21 protein-coding genes are annotated in these 18,747 nt (G+C 68.2%); 12 read left to right on the top strand and 9 right to left on the bottom strand.

The genetic code is table 11. The features are described from left to right. The first annotated feature begins 150 nt into the window (after positions 1-150). Entirely contained in the window at positions 151-1,008 is an 858-nt protein-coding gene (locus tag ACZ5EF_RS02405) for an Nmad3 family putative nucleotide modification protein (RefSeq protein WP_346062646.1), read from the top strand. Positions 1,009-1,053: 45 nt separating this feature from the next. Here the strand turns inward: ACZ5EF_RS02405 and ACZ5EF_RS02400 are convergent, their stop codons facing one another. Continuing rightward, positions 1,054-1,950, bottom strand: a complete 897-nt coding sequence (locus ACZ5EF_RS02400; RefSeq protein WP_346062647.1) for a LysR substrate-binding domain-containing protein — start codon at positions 1,948-1,950, stop codon at positions 1,054-1,056. A 160-nt stretch (positions 1,951-2,110) separates the two neighbouring features. Here ACZ5EF_RS02400 and ACZ5EF_RS02395 point away from each other — a divergent pair, with 160 nt between their 5' ends. Next, positions 2,111-2,449: a hypothetical protein gene (locus tag ACZ5EF_RS02395; protein WP_346062648.1), complete on the top strand. Its 339-nt coding sequence runs from the start codon at positions 2,111-2,113 to the stop codon at positions 2,447-2,449. Between the two features lie 87 nt (positions 2,450-2,536). Here ACZ5EF_RS02395 and ACZ5EF_RS02390 read toward each other — a convergent pair whose 3' ends face one another. Both ACZ5EF_RS02390 and ACZ5EF_RS02385 read right to left on the bottom strand, forming a co-directional pair. After that, complete coding sequence (locus tag ACZ5EF_RS02390) at positions 2,537-3,085, bottom strand: GNAT family N-acetyltransferase (RefSeq protein ID WP_346062649.1); 549 nt, start codon at positions 3,083-3,085, stop codon at positions 2,537-2,539. 31 nt (positions 3,086-3,116) lie between these two features. Next, the gene (locus ACZ5EF_RS02385) at positions 3,117-3,605 is read right to left on the bottom strand and encodes a MarR family winged helix-turn-helix transcriptional regulator (protein ID WP_346062650.1); all 489 of its coding nucleotides are present in this window, start codon (positions 3,603-3,605) and stop codon (positions 3,117-3,119) included. Between the two features lie 106 nt (positions 3,606-3,711). Here ACZ5EF_RS02385 and ACZ5EF_RS02380 point away from each other — a divergent pair, with 106 nt between their 5' ends. From ACZ5EF_RS02380 to ACZ5EF_RS02350, 7 genes are all read left to right on the top strand, one after another. Further along, positions 3,712-4,656, top strand: a complete 945-nt coding sequence (locus ACZ5EF_RS02380; protein ID WP_346062651.1) for a DMT family transporter — start codon at positions 3,712-3,714, stop codon at positions 4,654-4,656. Between the two features lie 38 nt (positions 4,657-4,694). Beyond that, positions 4,695-5,336 carry a nitroreductase family protein gene (locus ACZ5EF_RS02375; RefSeq protein ID WP_346062652.1) on the top strand — a complete coding sequence of 214 codons (642 nt, stop codon included), beginning with the start codon at positions 4,695-4,697 and terminating at the stop codon, positions 5,334-5,336. A gap of 100 nt (positions 5,337-5,436) precedes the next feature. Then, positions 5,437-5,850: a VOC family protein gene (locus ACZ5EF_RS02370; protein WP_346062653.1), complete on the top strand. Its 414-nt coding sequence runs from the start codon at positions 5,437-5,439 to the stop codon at positions 5,848-5,850. Beyond that, positions 5,847-6,548 (top strand): DUF899 domain-containing protein, encoded by a 702-nt coding sequence (locus ACZ5EF_RS02365; protein ID WP_346062654.1) that lies wholly within the window; start codon positions 5,847-5,849, stop codon positions 6,546-6,548. Before ACZ5EF_RS02370 ends, ACZ5EF_RS02365 begins: the two co-directional genes overlap by 4 nt. Positions 6,549-6,648: 100 nt before the next feature. Next, positions 6,649-7,077 (top strand): VOC family protein, encoded by a 429-nt coding sequence (locus tag ACZ5EF_RS02360; protein ID WP_346062655.1) that lies wholly within the window; start codon positions 6,649-6,651, stop codon positions 7,075-7,077. A 19-nt stretch (positions 7,078-7,096) separates the two neighbouring features. Further along, positions 7,097-7,813, top strand: a complete 717-nt coding sequence (locus ACZ5EF_RS02355) for an aspartate/glutamate racemase family protein (RefSeq protein WP_346062656.1) — start codon at positions 7,097-7,099, stop codon at positions 7,811-7,813. Then, entirely contained in the window at positions 7,810-8,355 is a 546-nt protein-coding gene (locus ACZ5EF_RS02350) for a GrpB family protein (protein ID WP_346062657.1), read from the top strand. Before ACZ5EF_RS02355 ends, ACZ5EF_RS02350 begins: the two co-directional genes overlap by 4 nt. Before the next feature lie 24 nt (positions 8,356-8,379). Here ACZ5EF_RS02350 and ACZ5EF_RS02345 read toward each other — a convergent pair whose 3' ends face one another. Further along, positions 8,380-8,670 carry a YrhK family protein gene (locus tag ACZ5EF_RS02345; RefSeq protein WP_346062658.1) on the bottom strand — a complete coding sequence of 97 codons (291 nt, stop codon included), beginning with the start codon at positions 8,668-8,670 and terminating at the stop codon, positions 8,380-8,382. Positions 8,671-8,740: 70 nt separating this feature from the next. Further along, positions 8,741-10,285, bottom strand: a complete 1,545-nt coding sequence (gene pdxR / locus ACZ5EF_RS02340) for a MocR-like pyridoxine biosynthesis transcription factor PdxR (protein ID WP_346062659.1) — start codon at positions 10,283-10,285, stop codon at positions 8,741-8,743. An 84-nt stretch (positions 10,286-10,369) separates the two neighbouring features. Here pdxR and ACZ5EF_RS02335 point away from each other — a divergent pair, with 84 nt between their 5' ends. The 3 genes from ACZ5EF_RS02335 to ACZ5EF_RS02325 are packed head-to-tail and all read left to right on the top strand — an operon-like array spanning position 10,370 to position 12,237. Continuing rightward, the gene (locus ACZ5EF_RS02335; RefSeq protein ID WP_346062660.1) at positions 10,370-10,816 is read left to right on the top strand and encodes a GNAT family N-acetyltransferase; all 447 of its coding nucleotides are present in this window, start codon (positions 10,370-10,372) and stop codon (positions 10,814-10,816) included. Positions 10,817-10,826: 10 nt separating this feature from the next. Continuing rightward, positions 10,827-11,483, top strand: a complete 657-nt coding sequence (locus ACZ5EF_RS02330; protein ID WP_346062661.1) for an FMN-binding negative transcriptional regulator — start codon at positions 10,827-10,829, stop codon at positions 11,481-11,483. Continuing rightward, a complete protein-coding gene (locus tag ACZ5EF_RS02325; protein WP_346062662.1) occupies positions 11,473-12,237 on the top strand; it encodes a GNAT family N-acetyltransferase in 765 nt (254 codons plus the stop codon). Before ACZ5EF_RS02330 ends, ACZ5EF_RS02325 begins: the two co-directional genes overlap by 11 nt. Before the next feature lie 26 nt (positions 12,238-12,263). On the opposite strand, the gene ACZ5EF_RS02320 is transcribed toward ACZ5EF_RS02325, so the two are convergent. The 4 genes from ACZ5EF_RS02320 to ACZ5EF_RS02305 all read right to left on the bottom strand — a co-directional run bounded on the left by ACZ5EF_RS02320 (position 12,264) and on the right by ACZ5EF_RS02305 (position 18,657). Further along, a complete protein-coding gene (locus ACZ5EF_RS02320) occupies positions 12,264-15,041 on the bottom strand; it encodes an aminotransferase class I/II-fold pyridoxal phosphate-dependent enzyme (RefSeq protein ID WP_346062663.1) in 2,778 nt (925 codons plus the stop codon). Positions 15,042-15,081: 40 nt separating this feature from the next. Further along, positions 15,082-16,080 (bottom strand): C45 family peptidase, encoded by a 999-nt coding sequence (locus ACZ5EF_RS02315; protein WP_346062664.1) that lies wholly within the window; start codon positions 16,078-16,080, stop codon positions 15,082-15,084. Between the two features lie 47 nt (positions 16,081-16,127). Further along, entirely contained in the window at positions 16,128-17,600 is a 1,473-nt protein-coding gene (locus tag ACZ5EF_RS02310) for a biotin carboxylase (protein ID WP_346062665.1), read from the bottom strand. Between the two features lie 187 nt (positions 17,601-17,787). Continuing rightward, positions 17,788-18,657 carry a carbon-nitrogen hydrolase family protein gene (locus ACZ5EF_RS02305; RefSeq protein ID WP_346062666.1) on the bottom strand — a complete coding sequence of 290 codons (870 nt, stop codon included), beginning with the start codon at positions 18,655-18,657 and terminating at the stop codon, positions 17,788-17,790. Between the last annotated feature and the right edge of the window lie 90 nt (positions 18,658-18,747).

Below are 18,747 nucleotides of genomic sequence, written 5' to 3'. Positions count from 1 at the left end.
CTAGGAAAACCGTCGGGGCTGCCGTAGGCTGCCCCAAGTGCCTCGTTATCCCGGATCGAGGAGTCCATCCACGGTGACTCACGCTTATGTCCGCCCAGGGCACCATAAGGCCGCTCCTCGGCCTATTGCTCTCCGGCCACCGGTGAAGGAATGAAGCTGATCCTTAGCCGCAAGGGCTTCGACTCCGCCGCCGGCGGCGTGCCGAGCCCCATCCTGCCGGATGGCCGGCTGCTGGCCCTGCCGATCCCGGATGCGGCATCGACGATTCGCTATGACGACATCGCCTTCGACGGCGCCCCGCTGGCTAGCCTGGTCACGCCGCTGACCCGCGGCAGGGTCAGGCCCGAGGACGGCGCCCACCTGGATCCCGATCTGATCGGTGACATGCTGCCCCGGGCGCCCGGCTGGCGACCGATCTTCGGCCAGAGCGGCCAGGCCCAAGGCCACCTGCGCAATCAGGGGGTCGGCCCCGGGGATCTGTTGCTGTTCTTCGGTCTCTTCCGGCGTGTCGAACATCGGAAAGGCGACTGGCACTGGGCATCAGGTTCCAAACCCTGTCATATCATCTGGGGCTGGCTGCAGGTCGAGTCGGTGGTAGCGGTGGATCAGGCCAGGGGAGGCGACTACGCCTGGGCGCACTATCATCCCCACTTCCGGCGCCGGCCTGATCCCAATAACGTGCTCTATCTGGCCCGCCGCCGGCTCGCCCTGCCCGGGCTCGGCGAGGCCCTGCCCGGCGCCGGGATCTTCCCCCGTCTCGCACCGGAACGCCAACTGACCGCCCCCGACGCGGAGCGGGTTTCCCAGTGGCGGCTGCCCGCCTGGTGCTATCCGGGCGATGGCCGCCCACCCCTGAGCTACCACGCCAATCGCCAGCGCTGGCGACAACATGTCGACCATACCGAGCTAAGTGCGGTAGCGCGCGGCCAGGAGTTCGTCCTCGACGGCGATGACTATCCGCAGGCCCTGCCCTGGGCGGGCGAGCTGATCCGCCATCGGGATCGGTAGGGCCAATCCGGCATGATAGCGGCCGACGCAGAGGCAGGCGTCGCCTTAGTCGTGCATATCGCCGAACGCCTCGACCACATACCCCCCCAGGGCCTCGCTGGCCTGGCCCGCGCCGTCCCGCCTGACCAGCTCCAGCTGATAATCGCCGAGGGGCGGCAGCAGCTTCTTGTCGATCCGGCGCAGCGGCGGCCGGATCAGGGCCAGCGGGAAGGGCGAGACCGCCAGGTCGGCGAGCATGGCGGCTTCCTGCCCGGCGCAGTGTTCGCAGGTGTAGGCGATGCGGTAGCTCACTCCGGCGCGGTCGAGGGCGTCGAGGGCCATCCCGCGCCAGGCGCAGCCATGGTGGGCCAACGCCACCGGTAGCGGCGAACGCTGGGCGGCGATTCCGCCGTCGCGCCCGGCCCACACCAGCGGCTCGCTGTGCACGATCTCGCCACGCACACCTTGCCCCGGGTTGCCGGCGGTGACCAGCACCAGGTCGAGCTCGCCGGCATCCAGACGCGCCAGCATCCCCGCGCTGCTGCCCACCACCACGTCGACCTGCACCGCCGGGTGCGAGCGGGCGAACTGCGCCAGTACGCCGGGCAGGATGCGCGTGCCGACGTCGTCGGTGGTGCCGATGCCCACCCGCCCCTCCAGCGACGGCGCCAGGAACTGGGTCACCGCCTCCTCGTTGAGCTTGAGCAGCCGCCGCCCGTAGCCCAGCAGCACCTCGCCCTCCGGGGTGAGCCGCACCCGGCGCGCCTCGCGCACGAACAGCGGCTGGCCGAGGGTCTCCTCCAGGCGCTTGATCTGCATGCTCAGGGCCGACGGCGTGCGAAACACCTGCCGGGCGGCGCGAGTGAAGCTGCCGCTCTCGGCGATCGTCACGAAGGTGCGCAGCACCTCGGTATCCAGCAGCGGCAGGGCCGCGCCGCCGGTCGGTAGGGACAGCTGGGTCATGGCCGATACCTTTAAGAAATTCTTAAAGGTCAATGTAGGTCTTTTCGTTTGATTGATCAAAGAGGCGGCACCATGCTGTCACCCAGGGGTCGCGACCCTCCCATCAACCCGAAGCCATTACCGGTAGCCGCCTGCGCGGCGGCCCGTTGGGAGGTGCCAGATGAGCCTGTACGAACCCCTTCACCGCGCCGAGACCACCAAGGACACGCCGCCGCCACCACCACCACCCAGGCTGGACTTCTATATGCCGGCCATGCCGCCACTGGGGCTGATCCATGCCCTGGAGCGCCGCTGGTGGGCCTACCGCCGCCGGCGGCAGTTCCGGCGACGTTTCCTGCCGTTGCTCGCCTATGACGACCATATCCTCGAGGACATGGGCCACCGCCGCGACGATATCCTGTGGGCATCGCGCCTGCCGCTCGAGGTGGACGCCCTGGCCGCCCTGGAGGAATGCCGCTCCCGGGCCGCCTCACCGGAGCCTATCGGTGCATGCCGGTAAGCGGGATGGCCCCATGCCGGAGAGACGATATACCTCGCTCATATGCCGGCCTCCCGACCGGAGGCCGGCATGGTAGGGAGACCGACGTTATAACGATGCGATGCCCGAGCCGGGCTCAGGCGCCCCCCAGGCCGACGCCGTGAGCCGATAGACTCGCACCTGTCGGCCATGGAAAGCCGCCGGCGCCGCGTCCCGGAAGCCGACCTTCTCGACGACTCGCCGCGAGGCCCCGTGCGCCGGCTCGATAATGGCCACCAGCGAGGCCAGCCGATGCGCGGTGAAACCCAGCGCCACCGCCCAACGCGCCGCCTCCGTGGCCAGGCCGCGTCCCCAGAAGCGGGTCGCCAGGCGGTAGCCGAGATGTACCTCCTGAACCCCATCGATGGTGTCATGGCTCAGGCCACAGAAACCCGCCAGCTCCCCGCTGGCCGTGTCGACCAGCGCCCAGGGGCCCAGGCCATGCTCGGCATAGGAGGCCCGGCACCAGGCGATAAAACGCCGCGTCTGCGCCTCGTCATGCACGCCGCCCAGCGAATAGCGCATCACCTCGGGGTCGGCGAGGATCGCTGCCAGGGCCGGTACATCACCGTTATCGAGCTCGCGCAGCCGTAGCCGCGGCGTCTGTGCTATCTCCATCACGCTCTCCTTGCGTCAGTGGCTGACCAGGCTACTCCGCTTCCAGGCCATCGAGCAGCTTGCCGAGCAGCCGGCTCAGGGTCTCCTGCTCCTCGCGGCTCAGGGCGGCGAGCAGGCGCGCCTCGTTCGCCACATGCCGGGGGATCAGCCGGTTCATCAGCGCGAGTCCCTCGTCCGTCAGCGAGACCAGCACGCCGCGGCGATCCTCGGGGTTGGGCGAGCGCCGAATCCAGCCCGCCCGCTCCAGGCGATCCAGGCGATTGGTCATGCCCCCGGAGGAGATCATCAGCGCCTCGAACAGCTGGGTGGGCGTCAGCGCATGGGGGGCCCCGGCGCGGCGCAGCGAGGCCAGCACATCGAACTCCCCCGCCTGCAGGTCATGCGCCTTGAAGAAGGCGTTCAGCCGCCCCTGGGTGATCAACTGGCTGGTCTTCAGATAGCCCACCACCTCCATCGGCAAGAGATCCAGCTCGGGCAGCTCACGCTGCCACTGGTTCACCGCCTGTTTCACTCTGTTCATCGATCGGCCTCGCCACTCTTGCCAATTATTAATCTCGATACTAAGATACTTCCAACAAAGTCACTTGATGAAAAGATACTTCATCACGAGCTATAGGAGTCGAATGATGACCAAGGTCACCGCCCCGCGCAAGGGATCCCCCCGCCCCGGCCTCCGGGCGCTCGGCTGCCTGCTGCTGGTGGGCAGCTTCCTCGCCCTGTCGCTGACGGTCGCCAAGCTGGCCGACGATGCCGGCGCCCCGCGGGTCAGCTTCCTGATGGTCGCCATGGCCGGCGCCGGCCTGGTGTTGATGGGCCTCGCCGCGCTACGCCGGCGGCCGCTGGCCTTCAACCGCCGCACCCTGGAGTATGCCCTGGTGGCCGGCGCCCTGCTGGCCCTGCCCAATGCCCTGGCCTTCGTGGCCATCCGCCATGTGGGCGCGGGCTTTATCTCGCTGAGCTTCGCCTTCCCGATCCTGATCACCTGGGTGCTGGCCGTCTGCCTGAAACTCGAGCGCCTGCGGCTGCTGCGTCTGTCGGGGGTGGTACTGGGACTCTGCGGCGGCCTGGTGCTGGCCGCCGCCAAGGCCAGCGGGATGAACGCGGCCCCGGGCTGGGCCCTGCTGGTGATGGCCATGCCACTGGTGATCGCCCTCGGCAACATCTACCGCACCCTGCGCTGGCCCGAGGGCGGCTCGCCGCTCTTCCTGGCGGCACTGATGCTGCTGGGCGGCGCCGTCACCCTGCTGCCCCTGTCGCTGGCCCTGGAGACCGGCCAACTGCCCGTGCTGTTCAGCCGTGAGGCCGTGCTGCGGCTGCTGGTGGTGGAGGCCACGGTCTTCACGGTGCTCTATCTCTTCTACTTCGTGTTGCAACGCCTCGCCGGCCCCGTCTACCTGAGCCAGATCGGCGCCGTGGCGGCCGTGGTGGGCACCCTGATCGCGGTACTGGCCCTCGGCGAGGCACCGCCCCCCAACCTGGGTCTGGCCGCCCTGCTGGTGGTCTCCGGCAGCCTGCTCTTCCAGCGCGGCGCCCGGGCCGCCACCCTCCCGACCGCGGCAACGACGACCTGAAGGCGTCACCCCGACGCCCACGACCCCAAGGAGTGATCATGACCCTTATCGACGCCCTCCACTGGCGCTACGCCGCCAAGCGCCTGACCGGCGCCAAGGTCCCCCAGGCCCAGGCCGACAGGATCCTCGAGGCGGTGCGCCTGGCGCCTTCCTCCTACGGCCTGCAGCCCTATTCCGTGCTGGTGATCGAGGACCCGGCGCTGCTCGAGCGCATCCGTCCGCTGGCCTTCGACCAGCCGCAGATCACCCAGGCCTCGCACCTGCTGGTGTTCGCCGCCTGGGCGTCCGTCTCGGAGGCCGAGGTCGACGACTTCCTGCGCCTGACCGCGGCGACGCGGGGCCAGCCCCTCGCCGACCTGGCGGGGTATCGAGACGCCATCCTCGGCACCATCCGGGGCTTCCCCACCGCGGAGGCACGCTTCCAGTGGGCCTGCCGCCAGGCCTATCTGGCGCTGGGCACGGCACTGGCGGCGGCGGCCACCGAGCGGGTGGATGCCTCGCCCATGGAGGGCTTCGACCCGGCGGCGCTGGACCAGTTGCTGGGGCTCGAGGCCCGCGGCCTGCGCAGCACCGCGCTCCTCGCCCTGGGCTACCGCGACGCCGAAGCCGACCGCCACGCAGGCCTCGCCAAGGTGCGCTGGCCCCGGGAGCGGCTGTTTATCCCGCTGCCGGCCAGCTAGCCGATTAAAGCGGGCCTCTCCGGGTCGAGGACTCGACAAGCGGTCACCGAGCGTCTAACTAGAGGGATGATCCCTGGATAACGCCGGCCCAGGAGGCCCCATGGCATACCCTATCACCCCCCAGCTGATGTTCGAGGGCGACGCCGAGGCGGCCATGCGCCTCTATACGGCCCTGTTCGACGACGCCGACATCGTCCGCCTGGAGCGTTACGGCCCCGGTGAGCCGGGCGCGGAGGGCGACGTCAAGCAGGCCGAGTTCACCCTCGGCGGACGCCGCTATCGCTGCATCGACAGCCCGGTGCCTCATGCCTTCACCTTCACGCCGTCGATCTCGCTGTGCGTCGACTGTGAGAGCCTCGCGGAGTTCGAGCGGCTGCGGGCGGCGCTCGCCGAGGGCGGCGAGACGCTGATGCCCCCCGACGACTACGGCTTCGGCGCCCGCTTCACCTGGCTCAATGACCGCTTCGGCGTCTCCTGGCAACTCAACCTGGCCCGTGAGGAGGGCACCCCATGACCTCTCCCCTGCCCCCCATCGTCTCCGCGGCGGAGTGGCAAACCGCCCTGGACGCCCAGATCGCCCGGGAGAAAGCCCATACCCGGGAGCGCGACCGACTCAGCGCCGCCCGCCGCCACCTGCCGATGGTCGAGGTGCGCAACGACTACGCCTTCGAGGGCCCCGATGGCCCACAGAGCCTGCTCGACCTCTTCGAGGGGCGCCGCCAGTTGATCGTCTACCATTTCATGTTCGGGCCCGACTGGGAGGCGGGCTGCGACGGCTGCTCCTGGGTGGTCGACGCCATGACCCACCCCGCCCACCTGCACGCTCGGGACACCAGCCTGGTGCTGGTCTCCCGGGCGCCCCTGGAGCGGCTCCAGCGCTACCAGGCCCGCATGGGCTGGCGGCACCCGCCCTGGGTCTCCTCCCTGGGCAGCGACTTCAACGTCGACATGGGCGTGACCAGCGAGGACGGCTGCGCCCCGGATACCGACCGCGGCGAGCGCCATGGCATCAGCGTCTTCCTGCGCGACGGCGAGCGGGTCTTTCGCAGCTACTTCACCGGCAAGCGCGGCGTCGAGTACCTGGGCAGCCTATGGAGCTACCTGGACCTGACGCCCTACGGCCGTCAGGAAACCTGGGAGGACTCCCCGGATGGCTGGCCCCAGACGCCGCCCTACACCTGGAACCGCCGCCACGACGAGTACGAGCCCTAAACGAAGCTAAGGCCACCCGCCGTGGCGAAGTGATCTACCCTGAACGGCACCTTGGCCGGATTTCTCCGGTGCGGATCTTCCCTGAGCGGAGGTAGGCCAGATGCAACCACGTATCACCCTGATCACCCTGGGCGTCGACGACCTGGAACGGGCGCTGCGCTTCTACCGCGATGGCCTCGGCCTGGCAACGCCCGGCATCGTCGGCGAGGAGTTCGAGGAGGGCGACGGCACCGTGGTCTTCTTCGACCTGCAGGGCGGGCTCAAGCTCGGCCTCTGGCCGCGGCGCTGCCTCGCCAATGACGCCAACCTGTCACTAGGGCCGCCGAGCGCCACCGAACTCAGCCTGGCCCACAATGTCGCCTCCCGGGAGGAGGTCGACGAGGTGATGGCCCAGGCCAGGCAGGCCGGCGCCACCCTCACCAAGCCCGCCCACGAGACCTTCTGGGGCGGTTATGCCGGTTACTTCCAGGACCCCGACGGCCACCTGTGGGAAGTGGCCTGGAACCCGGCCTGGGAACTCGAAGAATGAGAAGGAGCACGGAATCTCCATGAAGACCATCGGCCTACTGGGCGGCATGAGCTGGGAATCCACCGCCAGCTACTATCGGGCGCTCAACGAGGGCGTCAAGGCCGCCCTGGGCGGGCTGCATTCGGCGAAGCTGTGTCTCTATAGCGTCGATTTCGCCACCATCGAGCGACTTCAGCACGAGGGCAATTGGCAGGCGACGGCGGAAATCCTCTGCGAGGCGGCACGCTCAGTGGAAGCCGGCGGTGCCGACTTCCTGATGATCTGCACCAATACCATGCACAAGGTCGCTCCCGAGATCGGGGCATCGATCACCATTCCCCTCCTGCATATCGCCGACGCCACGGCGCAGCGCCTCGCGGCGGACGGCATCCGCCGCGTCGGCTTGCTCGGCACCCGCTTCACCATGGAGCAGGACTTCTACAAGGGCAGGCTCGCCGAAGGATTCGGTATCGAGGTGCTGGTGCCCGATGCCGAGCAGCGGGCACTCGTTCACGAGGTGATCTACGCCGAACTCTGTCAGGGGCAGGTAGTCGAGGCTTCGCGGCGACGCTATCTCGAGATCATCGCTGCATTGCACGAGCGGGGCGCCGAGGCGGTGATCCTCGGCTGCACCGAGATCGCCCTGCTGGTTCAGCAGGCCCATACCCCGGTGCCGCTTTACGATACCACGGCCATTCACGCCGAGGAGGCCGTCAAATGGGCCCTCCAGGTGCCACCGAACGCATACCAGTCATGACGAAAGCAGACTCCCTCGAGCGCGCCATCCATGAGCGGGTGATGCTGGTGCCCTACGACCCGGCCTGGCCGGGCCGTTTCGCCGCCGAACGGGCGCGCCTGCTGGGCCGGTTTCCCGATACCCTGCGCGGGGTGGAGCATATCGGCAGCACCGCCGTGCCCGGCCTGCCCGCCAAGCCGATCATCGACCTGATGGCCGGGGTCGACTCCCTGGCGGACGCCGACGCGCTGATGGCGCCGCTGCTCGAATCGGGCTACGTCACCTCCGCCGAGTTCAATGCCGCCCTCACCGACCGCCGCTGGCTGATGCGCCATGCCGAGGGCCACCGTACCCACCACCTGCACCTGGTGGTCCACGATGGCCGCCTGTGGCGGGAGCGCCTGGCCTTCCGCGACGCCCTGCGCGCCGACCCGGCCCTGGCCGAGCGCTATGCCCTGCTCAAGGCCGAACTGGCCGCCCGCCACCCCGACGACCGGGAGGCCTATACCCGGGCCAAGGGCCACTTCGTGCAGGGGGTGCTCGGGCCAGCCTGCTGCGGCTGAGCGGCGCCCCAGGGCGTCATGCCCTCACTTTTGCCATTCGCTGGGCGGTATGCGCTGCAGATGCAGATGGCTGACCAGCCGGATGGTGGGACGGATCAGGAACTGGAAGCTGCCAAGGATGAACATCCACACCGCCAGTGTCTCCTGGCTTGGGTACAGGAAGAGAATGCTTCCGACCAGGAACCAGATGGCGATGCAGAAGTCGTTGGCGATGCTCAACGTCTCGTAGCGGCGGCGGATCACCAGTTCCTCGTGCCCCAGGCGCAGGGTCAAGGGGTCGTCGAGGTGAGTGCGGGGGGAAGAGGGCGTCGTCATCGGTTCTCCTTTACACGGCGGCGCGGGGGTCATTTCCTAGCCTACCAGCCGTTGCCACGATGACGCTTGCTTATCCCGGAGTTCCAGGCCTACCGCGGAGCGGGCGCGCCTCCCCCTCGACCAGGGACAGCCACGCCTGCGCCAGCCAGTCCCCGGCCCGCAGGATCTCGTCGTCGCGGGCCCCGGCATAGCCCAGCACCAGCCCCGGGCGTCCCGGCGCCGTCAGGTAGTAGCGTGACAGCGGCGACAGGGTGATGCCCTGTTCGGCCGCCCGCCTCACCAGCACTTGTTCGATGTCCAGGTCATCGAGCCAGGCCACCAGATGCATGCCGGCCTGCCCCTCCGACAAGGCGAGGCCCCGCGCCACGGCCGGCGCCAGCGCCCGGCGCAGCAGCGCCTGGCGCCCCCGGTAGCAGTCGCGCATGCGTCGCACATGCCGCGAGAAGTGACCGGCGGCGATAAACTCGGCCAACGCCGCCTGCACCGCGTACTGCCCCTCGCGATGCAAGCGGGCGTTGGCGCGCCGGAAGGGCTCCACCAGGGCCTCGGGCAACACCAGGTAGCCGAGCCGCAGTCCCGGATAGAGCACCTTGCTGAGGGTGCCGACATAGATCACCCGGGCCGCCTCGGTGAGCCCCTGGAGGGCGGCGATGGGACGCTGGCCATAGCGGAATTCGCTGTCGTAGTCGTCCTCGACGATCCAGGCGCCGTGGGCTTCGGCGGCCTCGAGCAGCGCCAGGCGCCGCGAGAGCCCCATGGTCACGCCACTGGGATACTGATGGGAGGGCGTCACATAGATCAGCCGGGGCGCGGCATGCCCGGGAGGCACGCGCTTAAGATCCAGGCCCTCGCCATCCACCGGGACCGGCACCATCTCGAGGCCGGCGGCATCGAAGCAGGCCTGGGCCCCGCCATAGCCGGGCTCCTCCATCCACACGACCTCCCCCGGATCACCGAGCATCCGCGCGATCAGCTCGAAGCCCTGCTGGGCCCCCTGCACCACGAGCACCTGCGCCGGGCGACAGCGCACCGAGCGCGACAGTCGCAGGTAGTCGCACAGCGCCTCGCGCAGCGCCGGCACCCCGCCCTGGGTGCGGTAATCCAGCCACGCCTCGGGGGCACGCTGCTGGTGGCGCCTGAGCAGCCGCTGCCAGGGCTCGCGGGGAAAACGATCGAGGGCCGGCACCCCGGGGGCGAAGGCGCCGTGATGATCGCCCGACGAGGCACAGAACCCCAGCAGTCGCTCGCCGCGCGCCGACAACGCGGCCTCCGGTGCCTCGCTCGGGACCTTCTCGGATAGCGCTTCGGATACCGCCTCGCCACGGCCGAACGGCAGGTCGGCGACGAAGGTACCGGCGCCGGGGCGGGTCTCCAGGAAGCCCTCGGCGACCAGTTGCTCGATGGCCTCCAGCAGCGTGTTGCGCCCCACGCCCAGGTCACGGGCCAGGCGGCGCGACGACGGCAGCCGGCAACCGCTGGCCAGGCGGCCCGCCTGTATCCAGGCCCGCAGCGCCCGATACAGGCGCCGGGCCAGGGGCTGGGAGGACGGCGTCATCAGTTCGATGCCCAGGGCCTCGCCGACCCAATCGGCAGGTAGCGCCACAACTGGTTCCATGATTTTCCCCATAACCGGACCTTATCAGGGAACCACCATGCCGCCAGACTCGAGCGCTGTCACTACCCCTGCGAGGAGATCACCATGCCTATCCGTCATGCCCGGCTCGCCGATGTCGAGGCCCTCGGCGCGCTGCTCGATGACTATCGGGTCTTCTACGGCCAGGCCTCCGACCCGGACGCCGCTCGCCGTTTCCTGGCCCGGCGCCTGGGGCTGGGCGATTCCCATCTATTGATGCACTGCGGCGACGACGGGGCGCCGCAGGGCTTCGTCCAGCTCTACCCGCTGTTCAGCACGGTGCGCCTGGCCCCGCTCTGGCGGCTCAACGACCTCTTCGTGGCCCCCCGGGCCCGCCACCGGGGCGTGGGCCGTGCCCTGATGCACGCCGCCCGCGACCTGGCCCTGGCCCATGGCGTCCGCCAGTTGACCCTGGCCACCCGGACCGATAACCACGCCGCCCAAGCGCTCTACGACGCCCTCGGCTGGCAACGCGACCGGGACTTTTATCACTACGCCCTGACCCTCGACTGAGGAAGCCCCCATGTACCGTCCCCGTGATACCCGCATGCCCCTGGACGAGGCCCAGGACCTGATCGATGCCCATGGCTTCGCCGTGCTGCTGGACGGCGGCCTGCAGGCCAGCCATCTGCCCCTGGTGCTGTCACGCGGCGAAGGCGAACTGGGCACCCTCTACGGCCATTTCGCCCGCGCCAACCCCCACTGGCAGGCGCTGGAGGGGCAGCGGGTACTGGCCATCTTCCAGGGCCCGCATGCCTATGTCTCGCCCCGCTGGTATGCCGCCAGGCCGGCGGTACCGACCTGGAACTATGTGTCCGTGCATGCCAGCGGCATCGTCGAGCGACTCGACGACGAGGCCACCCAGGCGGCCTTCGATACCCTGCTGGCCAAGTACGAGCCCGATCTGCTCGACGACGCGGAGATCCTGAGCGATGCCTATCGCCGGCGACTGCTCAAGGGGACCGTCGGCTTCCGGATCCGCCTGGACGATCTCCAGGGCAAGGCCAAGCTGGGGTTGAACCGCTCGCGGGAGGACCAGGCCGGCGTCCTGGCCGGGCTGGGCGCGAGCCCCGACCCGCTGGCCCGCCAGCTCGGGGGCTATACCCAGGGCTATACCGAGCGCTATACCCGGCGCCATCTCGAGGACGATCTCGGTAAGGAGAGTCAGGATGACCGCTGAAACCACCGGCGCCTCGTTCGGCGCCCTGACCCCTTTCGGCCAACCCATCGGCGACCCGGTGCCCGGCTGGGCGGGGGCGACCCCGCTGCCGGGTGCGCCCCTGGTCGGTCGCCGGGTCCGCGTCGAGCCCCTGGAGACCGGGCGCCACGGCGACGCCCTCTTCGCCACCCTGGGCCTGCCGGGAAAGACGCCCGGCGACGGCCCGCAGGCGCGCTGGGCCTACCTGGGCGGCGTCCCCTATGACGACCGGGCCGGGTTCGATGCCTGGCTGGCCTCACGGGCCGGCAGCCGCGACCCGCGGTTTCATGCCATCGTCGAACGGGCCAGCGGCCAGGCGCTGGGCCTGGCCGCTTACCTGAATAGCGTGCCCGAGCACGGCAGTATCGAGGTCGGCCACCTGCATTTCTCGCCGCGCCTGCAGCGCACCCCGGCCGCCACCGAGGCCATGACGCTGATGATGCGTCACGCCTTCGCCCTGGGCTACCGCCGCTACGAATGGAAGTGCGACGCCCTCAATGCGCCGTCGCGGCGCGCCGCCACCCGCCTGGGTTTTCGCTTCGAGGGAATCTTCCGCCAGCACCGGGTGGTGGCGGGACGCAATCGCGATACCGCCTGGTTCTCGATCCTCGACGGCGAATGGCCGGCCCTGGAGGCGATCCTCCGGCGCTGGCTGGCGCCGGACAACTTCGATGCCCAGGGGCGGCAGCGCCTCTCGCTGTCGGCCCTGACGGCGCGGTCGTCCGCTCACGGCTAGCCGTATCAACCTTCGCCCGGCGCGCCTCAGTCGCCCGGCGGGGCGGCCAGGGCCGACTCGGCGAACACCAGCAGGCCGAGCTCGGGTCGGTAGCCATGGATCTCGGTCACGTCGAGCGCCTGCAGGAAGGCCAGGATCCCCTCGCTGATCACCTGCCCCGGCACCAGCACCGGGAAGCCCGGCGGGTAGGGAATCACGAAGCTCGCCGAGACCACGTCACGGCCACCGCGCATCTCGGCCTGCAGCTCGCCGTTGTCGAAGCGCAGGTACTCGGTGTTCTCCTCGTCGTAGGCCAGGAAATAGGCCCGCCGAATGTCGCCCTCGGGCGTCTCGGTGCACTGCCGGAAGGCGTCATGGAAGCGGCTGAAATCCGGCAGCGGCGGCAGCTCCTGGGTCAGGGAGTGCACGCGGTGCTCGATGATCTTGCGCTCCGGCCGGCTGCTATCCTCCCAGCGGCTGTCGAACTCCTTGGCCAGCTTCATCAGCACGTCGAGCAGGTAGGCGATGGCGCCCCGGGAGGTGCCGATATTGGTCATGAACAGCACGGTGTTGCGCGAGGTCTTGTTGATCTGGATGCCGTACTTGTTCATCAGGTAGTCGTTCTTGAAGGTGTCGCCGTCGACCCCGGTCGCGCCGATGGCGATGGTTACCCGGGTCGGGTCGACCACGAACTCGTCCCGCGCCCAGGCCTCCTCCATCTGGTTCCAGCCGGTCACCGGGTCGTAGTAGGACTCGACCCCGGACTCGCGGTAGGCCTCGGGCACCATGTCGCTGTTCTTGAGCACCCGGAAGTACTTCTGCAGCAGCGGCTGGGTGTAGAGCTGCTCGCGCAGCGACAGCGCCGTCTCGACCTGGGCGTGCACCAGCTCGAAGCCCTCCATCTCCGCCTGCATCCGGCCCACGTCCAGCGACGCCACGATCTGGTAGTTGGGCGAGGTCGACGTATGGGTCATGTAGGCCTCGTGGAACGGCGCCTCGACCTTCTGGCGGAAGTCCTGGTCCCAGACATGGATCATCGAGCCCTGGCGCAGCGAGGTCAGGGTCTTGTGGGTCGAGTGGGTGGCATAGGTACGGATGCGCACCTCATCGGGGTCGGGCAGCAGCCGGCGATCGAGCCAGGTGGCGTCATCGTCGGGGTCGAGCCGGTCGAATTCGGCCTTCCAGGCCGCATACTCCGCGCGGTAGGCCTCGCTGCGATAGCGATCGCGCAGGGTCCGGGCGGCGTGCATGGCGGTGCGTGGCCGGTAGGTGGGGTTGAAGGTGGCGAAGGCGAACCAGGCCTCGTCCCACAGGAACACCAGGTCGGGCTTGATCGCCAGGCACTCCTCCATCACCCGGCGCACGTTGTAGACCACGCCATCGAAGGTGCAGTTGGTCAGCAGCAGCATCTTCACCCGGTCGAGCTGGCCGGCGCGCTGGTAGGCCAGCAGGGTCTTCTTGATCTCGTGCAGCGGCACGGCGCCGTACATGGAGTAGTCGTTGAGCGGATAGGAGTCCAGGTAGCTGACGTGGGCCCCGGCCAGCACCATGCCGTAATGGTGCGACTTGTGGCAGTCGCGGTCGACCAGCACGATGTCGCGGGGCTTGACCAACGCCTGCACCACGATCTTGTTGGCCGTCGAGGTGCCGTTGGTGACGAAGAAGCTCTGCCGCGCGCCGAAGGCCCGGGCGGCGTATTCCTGGGCCTTCTTGATCGGCCCGTAGGGCTGCAGCAGCGAGTCGAGCCCGCCGGAGGTGGCCGAGGTCTCGGCGAGGAAGATATTGATGCCGTAGAAGTCGATCATCTGCCCGGCCCAGTGGGAGCGGGTCACCGACTTGCCCCGCGAGATGGGCATGGCGTGGAAGACCCCGGTGGGCTTCTTGCTGTACTCGCGCAGGGCATCGAAGAAGGGGGTGCGGTAGCGACTGTCGATGGCCCGCAGGATGGTGTGATGCTGCTCGATGTAGTCGGTCTCGCGGTAGAAGATGCGGTTGAAGTAGCGGATATCCTGGCTCGCCGTGGCCTCGACGTCACCGCTGGTGACCAGGAACTGGTCGATCTCCGGGCGCAGCTCGTGAATCATGCTGCTCAGCAGGATGCTGCGTTCGGCCTCGGTCTGGGTCTCCAGCTCCTTCTCCGACAGGCCCTCGAGGTAGTTGCGCAGGGCGCTGAGGTTGTACTTCGACTTGTAGGGGAACTCGTAGCGGATCAGGCAGGCCTGGATATTGGGGTTGACCAGCACCGCGATCAGCGCGTCCTCGAAGCTGCGTACCGTGACCACGTCGTAGACGAACCTGTCCTCGGGACGGCGCATGTTGCGGAAGGCCTCGCGGACCACCTCCTCCTCCTGGGTCGAGAGGTTGTCGACGATCAGCAGCTCGAAGTAGGGCTGGGCCGAGCTGTTCGAGGCCGGGTGGCCGCGCCTGAGCTGGGCCAGGGCGTCGAGGGCCTCCAGGTCCTCGGCGTCGGCGTCGGTCTCGCTGAGATCGACGTGGCGACGCCGGTAGGATTCGCTGATCAGCGCCCGCACCAGGCGCTTGACCACCTTCTCCAGCAGCACGTACTCCTCGCGGTCGAACAGCGTCCAGAGATGGCGGAAGTCCTCCTTGGAGGGGAAGGCATGGTAGTCCTCGACGATCTCCAGCCGCGTCAGCTTGACGTCGATGGCCTTGATCAGGTTCTTCGTCCGGCTCTCATCGTCCAGTCTCACCAGGATGCCGAGGTCACGCTTCAGGGCGTTCCAGGTATCGGCGCGCAGCTGGGAGATCTTGTGGTAGAACCCCAGCGCGGTATAGGGCGTTTCGGTTTGCGTCGATTCTTGCATGGCGACACCCCTCTAAGTCGTTGTTCTGCGGTGCTCGGGCTCAGCCGGGATAGAATTCGCGCGTGCCATAGCGCACGGTGATCCGTTCCTCGGGGAAGTCGTCGAAGGTCAGGTCCAGGTGCAGGCCCGGCCAGTGGAACTGGGCGCGCCCCGCCACGGGCCGGTAGACGGCGGTATAGACCGTGCCCAGGCCGCGGCCGTAGTCATGCCGGAACAGCGGCGGCGAGAAGAAGGCCGAGACCAGGCGCTCCTCGGTGGTCGCCGCATCGTTGACCAGGATCGACAGCTGGCGCTCGCGAATCAGCGTCTCCGAGGCCAGGGCATGGGCATACCACTCGATCTTCTTCTGGTGGTTGGTGGCCACCGGCACCCGCCGAATGCTGGCGCGGTGATCCGGGGCGATCATCGCCGTGACGTAGCGCCCGGCGCTGTCGGCCACGGTGATGTTGTAGGCCATATGGGTCGGCACCCGGGCCAGTACCTCGGCGGCCTGGGGCACGCTGTCGCAGAACTCCAGGATATAGCGCAGGATGATCGGCGCGCCGAAGCCGTCACCGACCACCTTGCGCCCGCCGAAGGCCAGCGACACGGCGAGCCCCCGGTCGTTCATGCCGTCGAGCACACCCCACAGGCAGTCGGACATGGCGATCACCCGCCGGCCGTTCCAGCAGGTATGCAGGATGCTGCCCTCGCACAGCTCCGGCGGGTAGTCATAGTTGCGCGCCAGTACCGTCGCCCCCGGCCGGGCCAGCACCGCCTGGGAGCAGCCGGTAATATAGGCCGGCGGACGATAGAGGCTGAGCAGTCGCGAGCTGAGATCCCCGCCACCGGCCAACTCGCAGAGCGTTCGATAGGTGTCCAGCAGCTCCGGCATATGACGGCGCAGGGCGTTGTAGCAGGCCAGATACCCCGGCCGCTCGCGCTCGCCCTCGCTCAGGTACCACCGCTCGTAGGCCGGCCAGTGGTAGTCGAATAACGACTGCCACTTCGGGCCCGGCGCCTCCTCGTGCACGGTGCGAAAAACCAGCGTCTTGTCCATGGCGTTCTCCGCCCCGCCACCCCCGGGCGGCGGGGCCGCACCCCCACTCAGAGAATCTTGAAGTTACCGCCGCCGACGGCGTGGCTCACGGCGACCTCTTGCACCACCGGGTCCTGCAGCGACTGGCCGGCGTACTGGCCGCGAATGCCGTCGATCCAGGCGCGGGCCCGCTCGGTGAGCCGGAAATCGTCGTCCATCAAGCGCCCGCGGGTAATCAGGATGCCGAGGTCGGCGCCCTCGTAGCGGAAGTCGCCGGTACCACTGATACGCAGGAAGAAGGCCTCCTTGTCGTTCTCGGCGGCGTGGGGATGATAGCTGTAGTGGTCATAGCCGATGCTGCCGTCGTCGTTCATCCGCCAGACGCCGGACGCCGGCGCCGCGGTGAGCAGGTCGACGCTCTCGTCGGTGTGCTTGATCACCAGCTGGCTCCAGCTGTCGACGCTGTCGGGGTGCGACCAGCGCTCGTTGATCTCGTCGATATCCAGGTCGAAGTCGAGCTCGGAGAACTCCAGCAGGTGGAAGAGGAACAGCGGGATGTCGGAGTGGGCGAAGGCCGCCACGTTGGTTAGCGAGCTGGCGCCGGTGACCCGCGGGTTGAGCTCGCCCAGGTAGACCTCATGGGTATCCATGTCGATCAGGAAATCGAGCTCGAAGTAGCCCCGGTAGCCCTCCTCGCGCAGCGCCTCGCCGAACTTGAAGGTGTACTCGCGGGCCTTGTCGCGGACCTCCTGGGTGAAGGCCCCGGCGAACATCTCGTTGCCGCACCAGCCGCCCTTGTAGGGGGTCAGCGACTTGAAGCCCACCAGTTCGGTCATCAGCGGCCCCACCACGGTGCCGCAGCGGGTGGCACAGGCCTCGATGGCCGAGCCGCGGCAGTTGATGCGCTTCATGATCTTGACCTCGGGCTCGGCCTCGATCTCCTCGGCATGCTTGTAGTAGTCGTCCTCGCTGGCGATGAAGAAGGTGGTATGGCCGGAATCGCCGAAGGCGGTCTGCACCACCAGATCACTGCCAAGCTCCTGGCTCACCTCGCAGAGTTCCTGGTAGCTGCCCACCCTGGCCAGCACATTGGGCACGCTGGGCACGCCGGCCTTGTTGCCGATGCGCACCGTCTCGATCTTATTGTCCATCCGCGAGCGCAGCGCCGCCGGCGGGAAGGCGACGCGCAGCCCCAACTGCTCGCAGACTTCCTCGGTGTGCTCGTCGAACATCAGGAAGGTGGCCACGCCGGCGTTGTCGCCGTCGGCCCGGGATTGGATGAAGTCGATGACCTCCTTGTGCTCGAGCAGGTAGTTGTTGATGTCCTCAATGCTCTCGAAGTCGCGGGGGAACTTCTCCCGGGGCACGAAGACGTTGCGCTGGCGCCCCTCGAAGCAGTCGATGTAGTTGATATGGCGGAAAGCGCCCACCCAGTCACCGATACCGAGCAGGTTGAAGTTGGTGGCCGAGATAAAGTAGATGGGCTCCTTGTTGTTGCGGAAATGGCGGCGGACGTCAGCGATGGAGGTGATCTTGGTCATTGTTGTCACTCCCTGAGTGTCGGCTGGGGCCCCTATTCCCTCGGCGGAGGCGGGCCCTTCGGACGAGGACGCGCCGGCGGAACCGGCGGCCGTGGACGGGGCAAACAGGCGACGCAGGGCATCAAGGATTCGGGTCAGCATGGGAAGTCCTCATTCCGTGGTTCCGTGGGCGCCTGTCCATGGCGAGTCAGTAGTCCTCGATATCGATGCGCTGTGGCTTGGCGAGCGGCCCCAGGGTGTCGAGGAAGGGCGGCGTGCCGTTCTCGGTTCGGTACACCGAGAAATCGACGCGCCGGTCGCGGAAGCTCTTGAGCGGTTGACCGAGACCGCGCAGGCCGGTCTCGCGCTCGCGACGCACCCGATTGAGATCCACCTCGATGGGCATGATCTCCTCGCCGGTGCCGGCCTGGTGGATGACGTCGCCGGAGGGCCCCACCACGATGGAGCGGCCGTTGCCGATGGCGCCGGCGCCGTTGATGTCGAAGAAGTAGCACTGGTTGACCGCGGCATTGGTGCGGGCGATGGCCAGCTCGATATCGCGGTCGATGGTATCGGTCATGGTGGGGTGCAGGATCACCTCGGCGCCCATGGCGGCGAGCGTGCGGGTGGTCTCGGGGAACCACATGTCGTAGCAGATGGAGACCCCGAAGCGGCCGACGTTGGGCACGTCGAAGGTGACGAACTCGCTACCGCTTTCCACGCCGGCCTCGTAGGGACGGAAGGGGAACATCTTGCGATAGCGTGCCACCACCTGACCCTGGGGGTTGATCACCGAGAGGGTATTGTAGGTGGCGCCTTCCACTTGCTCGAACATCGAGCCGGGAATCAGCCAGATGCGATGCTTTTCGGCCAGTTGACAGAACATCGCCTCGGCATTGCTGGGCAGGGGCTGGGCGTGGTGGGGCGAGGCCCCCATGGGCATCAGCTCGCTGAACAGCACCATCTGTACCTGGGGGAAGCGGCTCATCAGCACGTCGACCCGGTGGCGCATGGCCTCGGTATTATCGCCGTGGTGCAGGGCGTGCATCTGGACCCCGGCAATCGTGAAGTAGGACATGGCGGTCTCTCTATGTGGGGCGATCTCGAATCATTCAGGCTAGGTCCAACCGGCCGGCGCCATCGGATTCAACGCCGGAGGGATCGCCCG

The sequence above is a fragment of the Bisbaumannia salifodinae genome (assembly GCF_055388505.1).
Note: the sequence above shows the minus strand (reverse complement) of the source record. Positions and strands in the feature narration are given on the sequence as shown.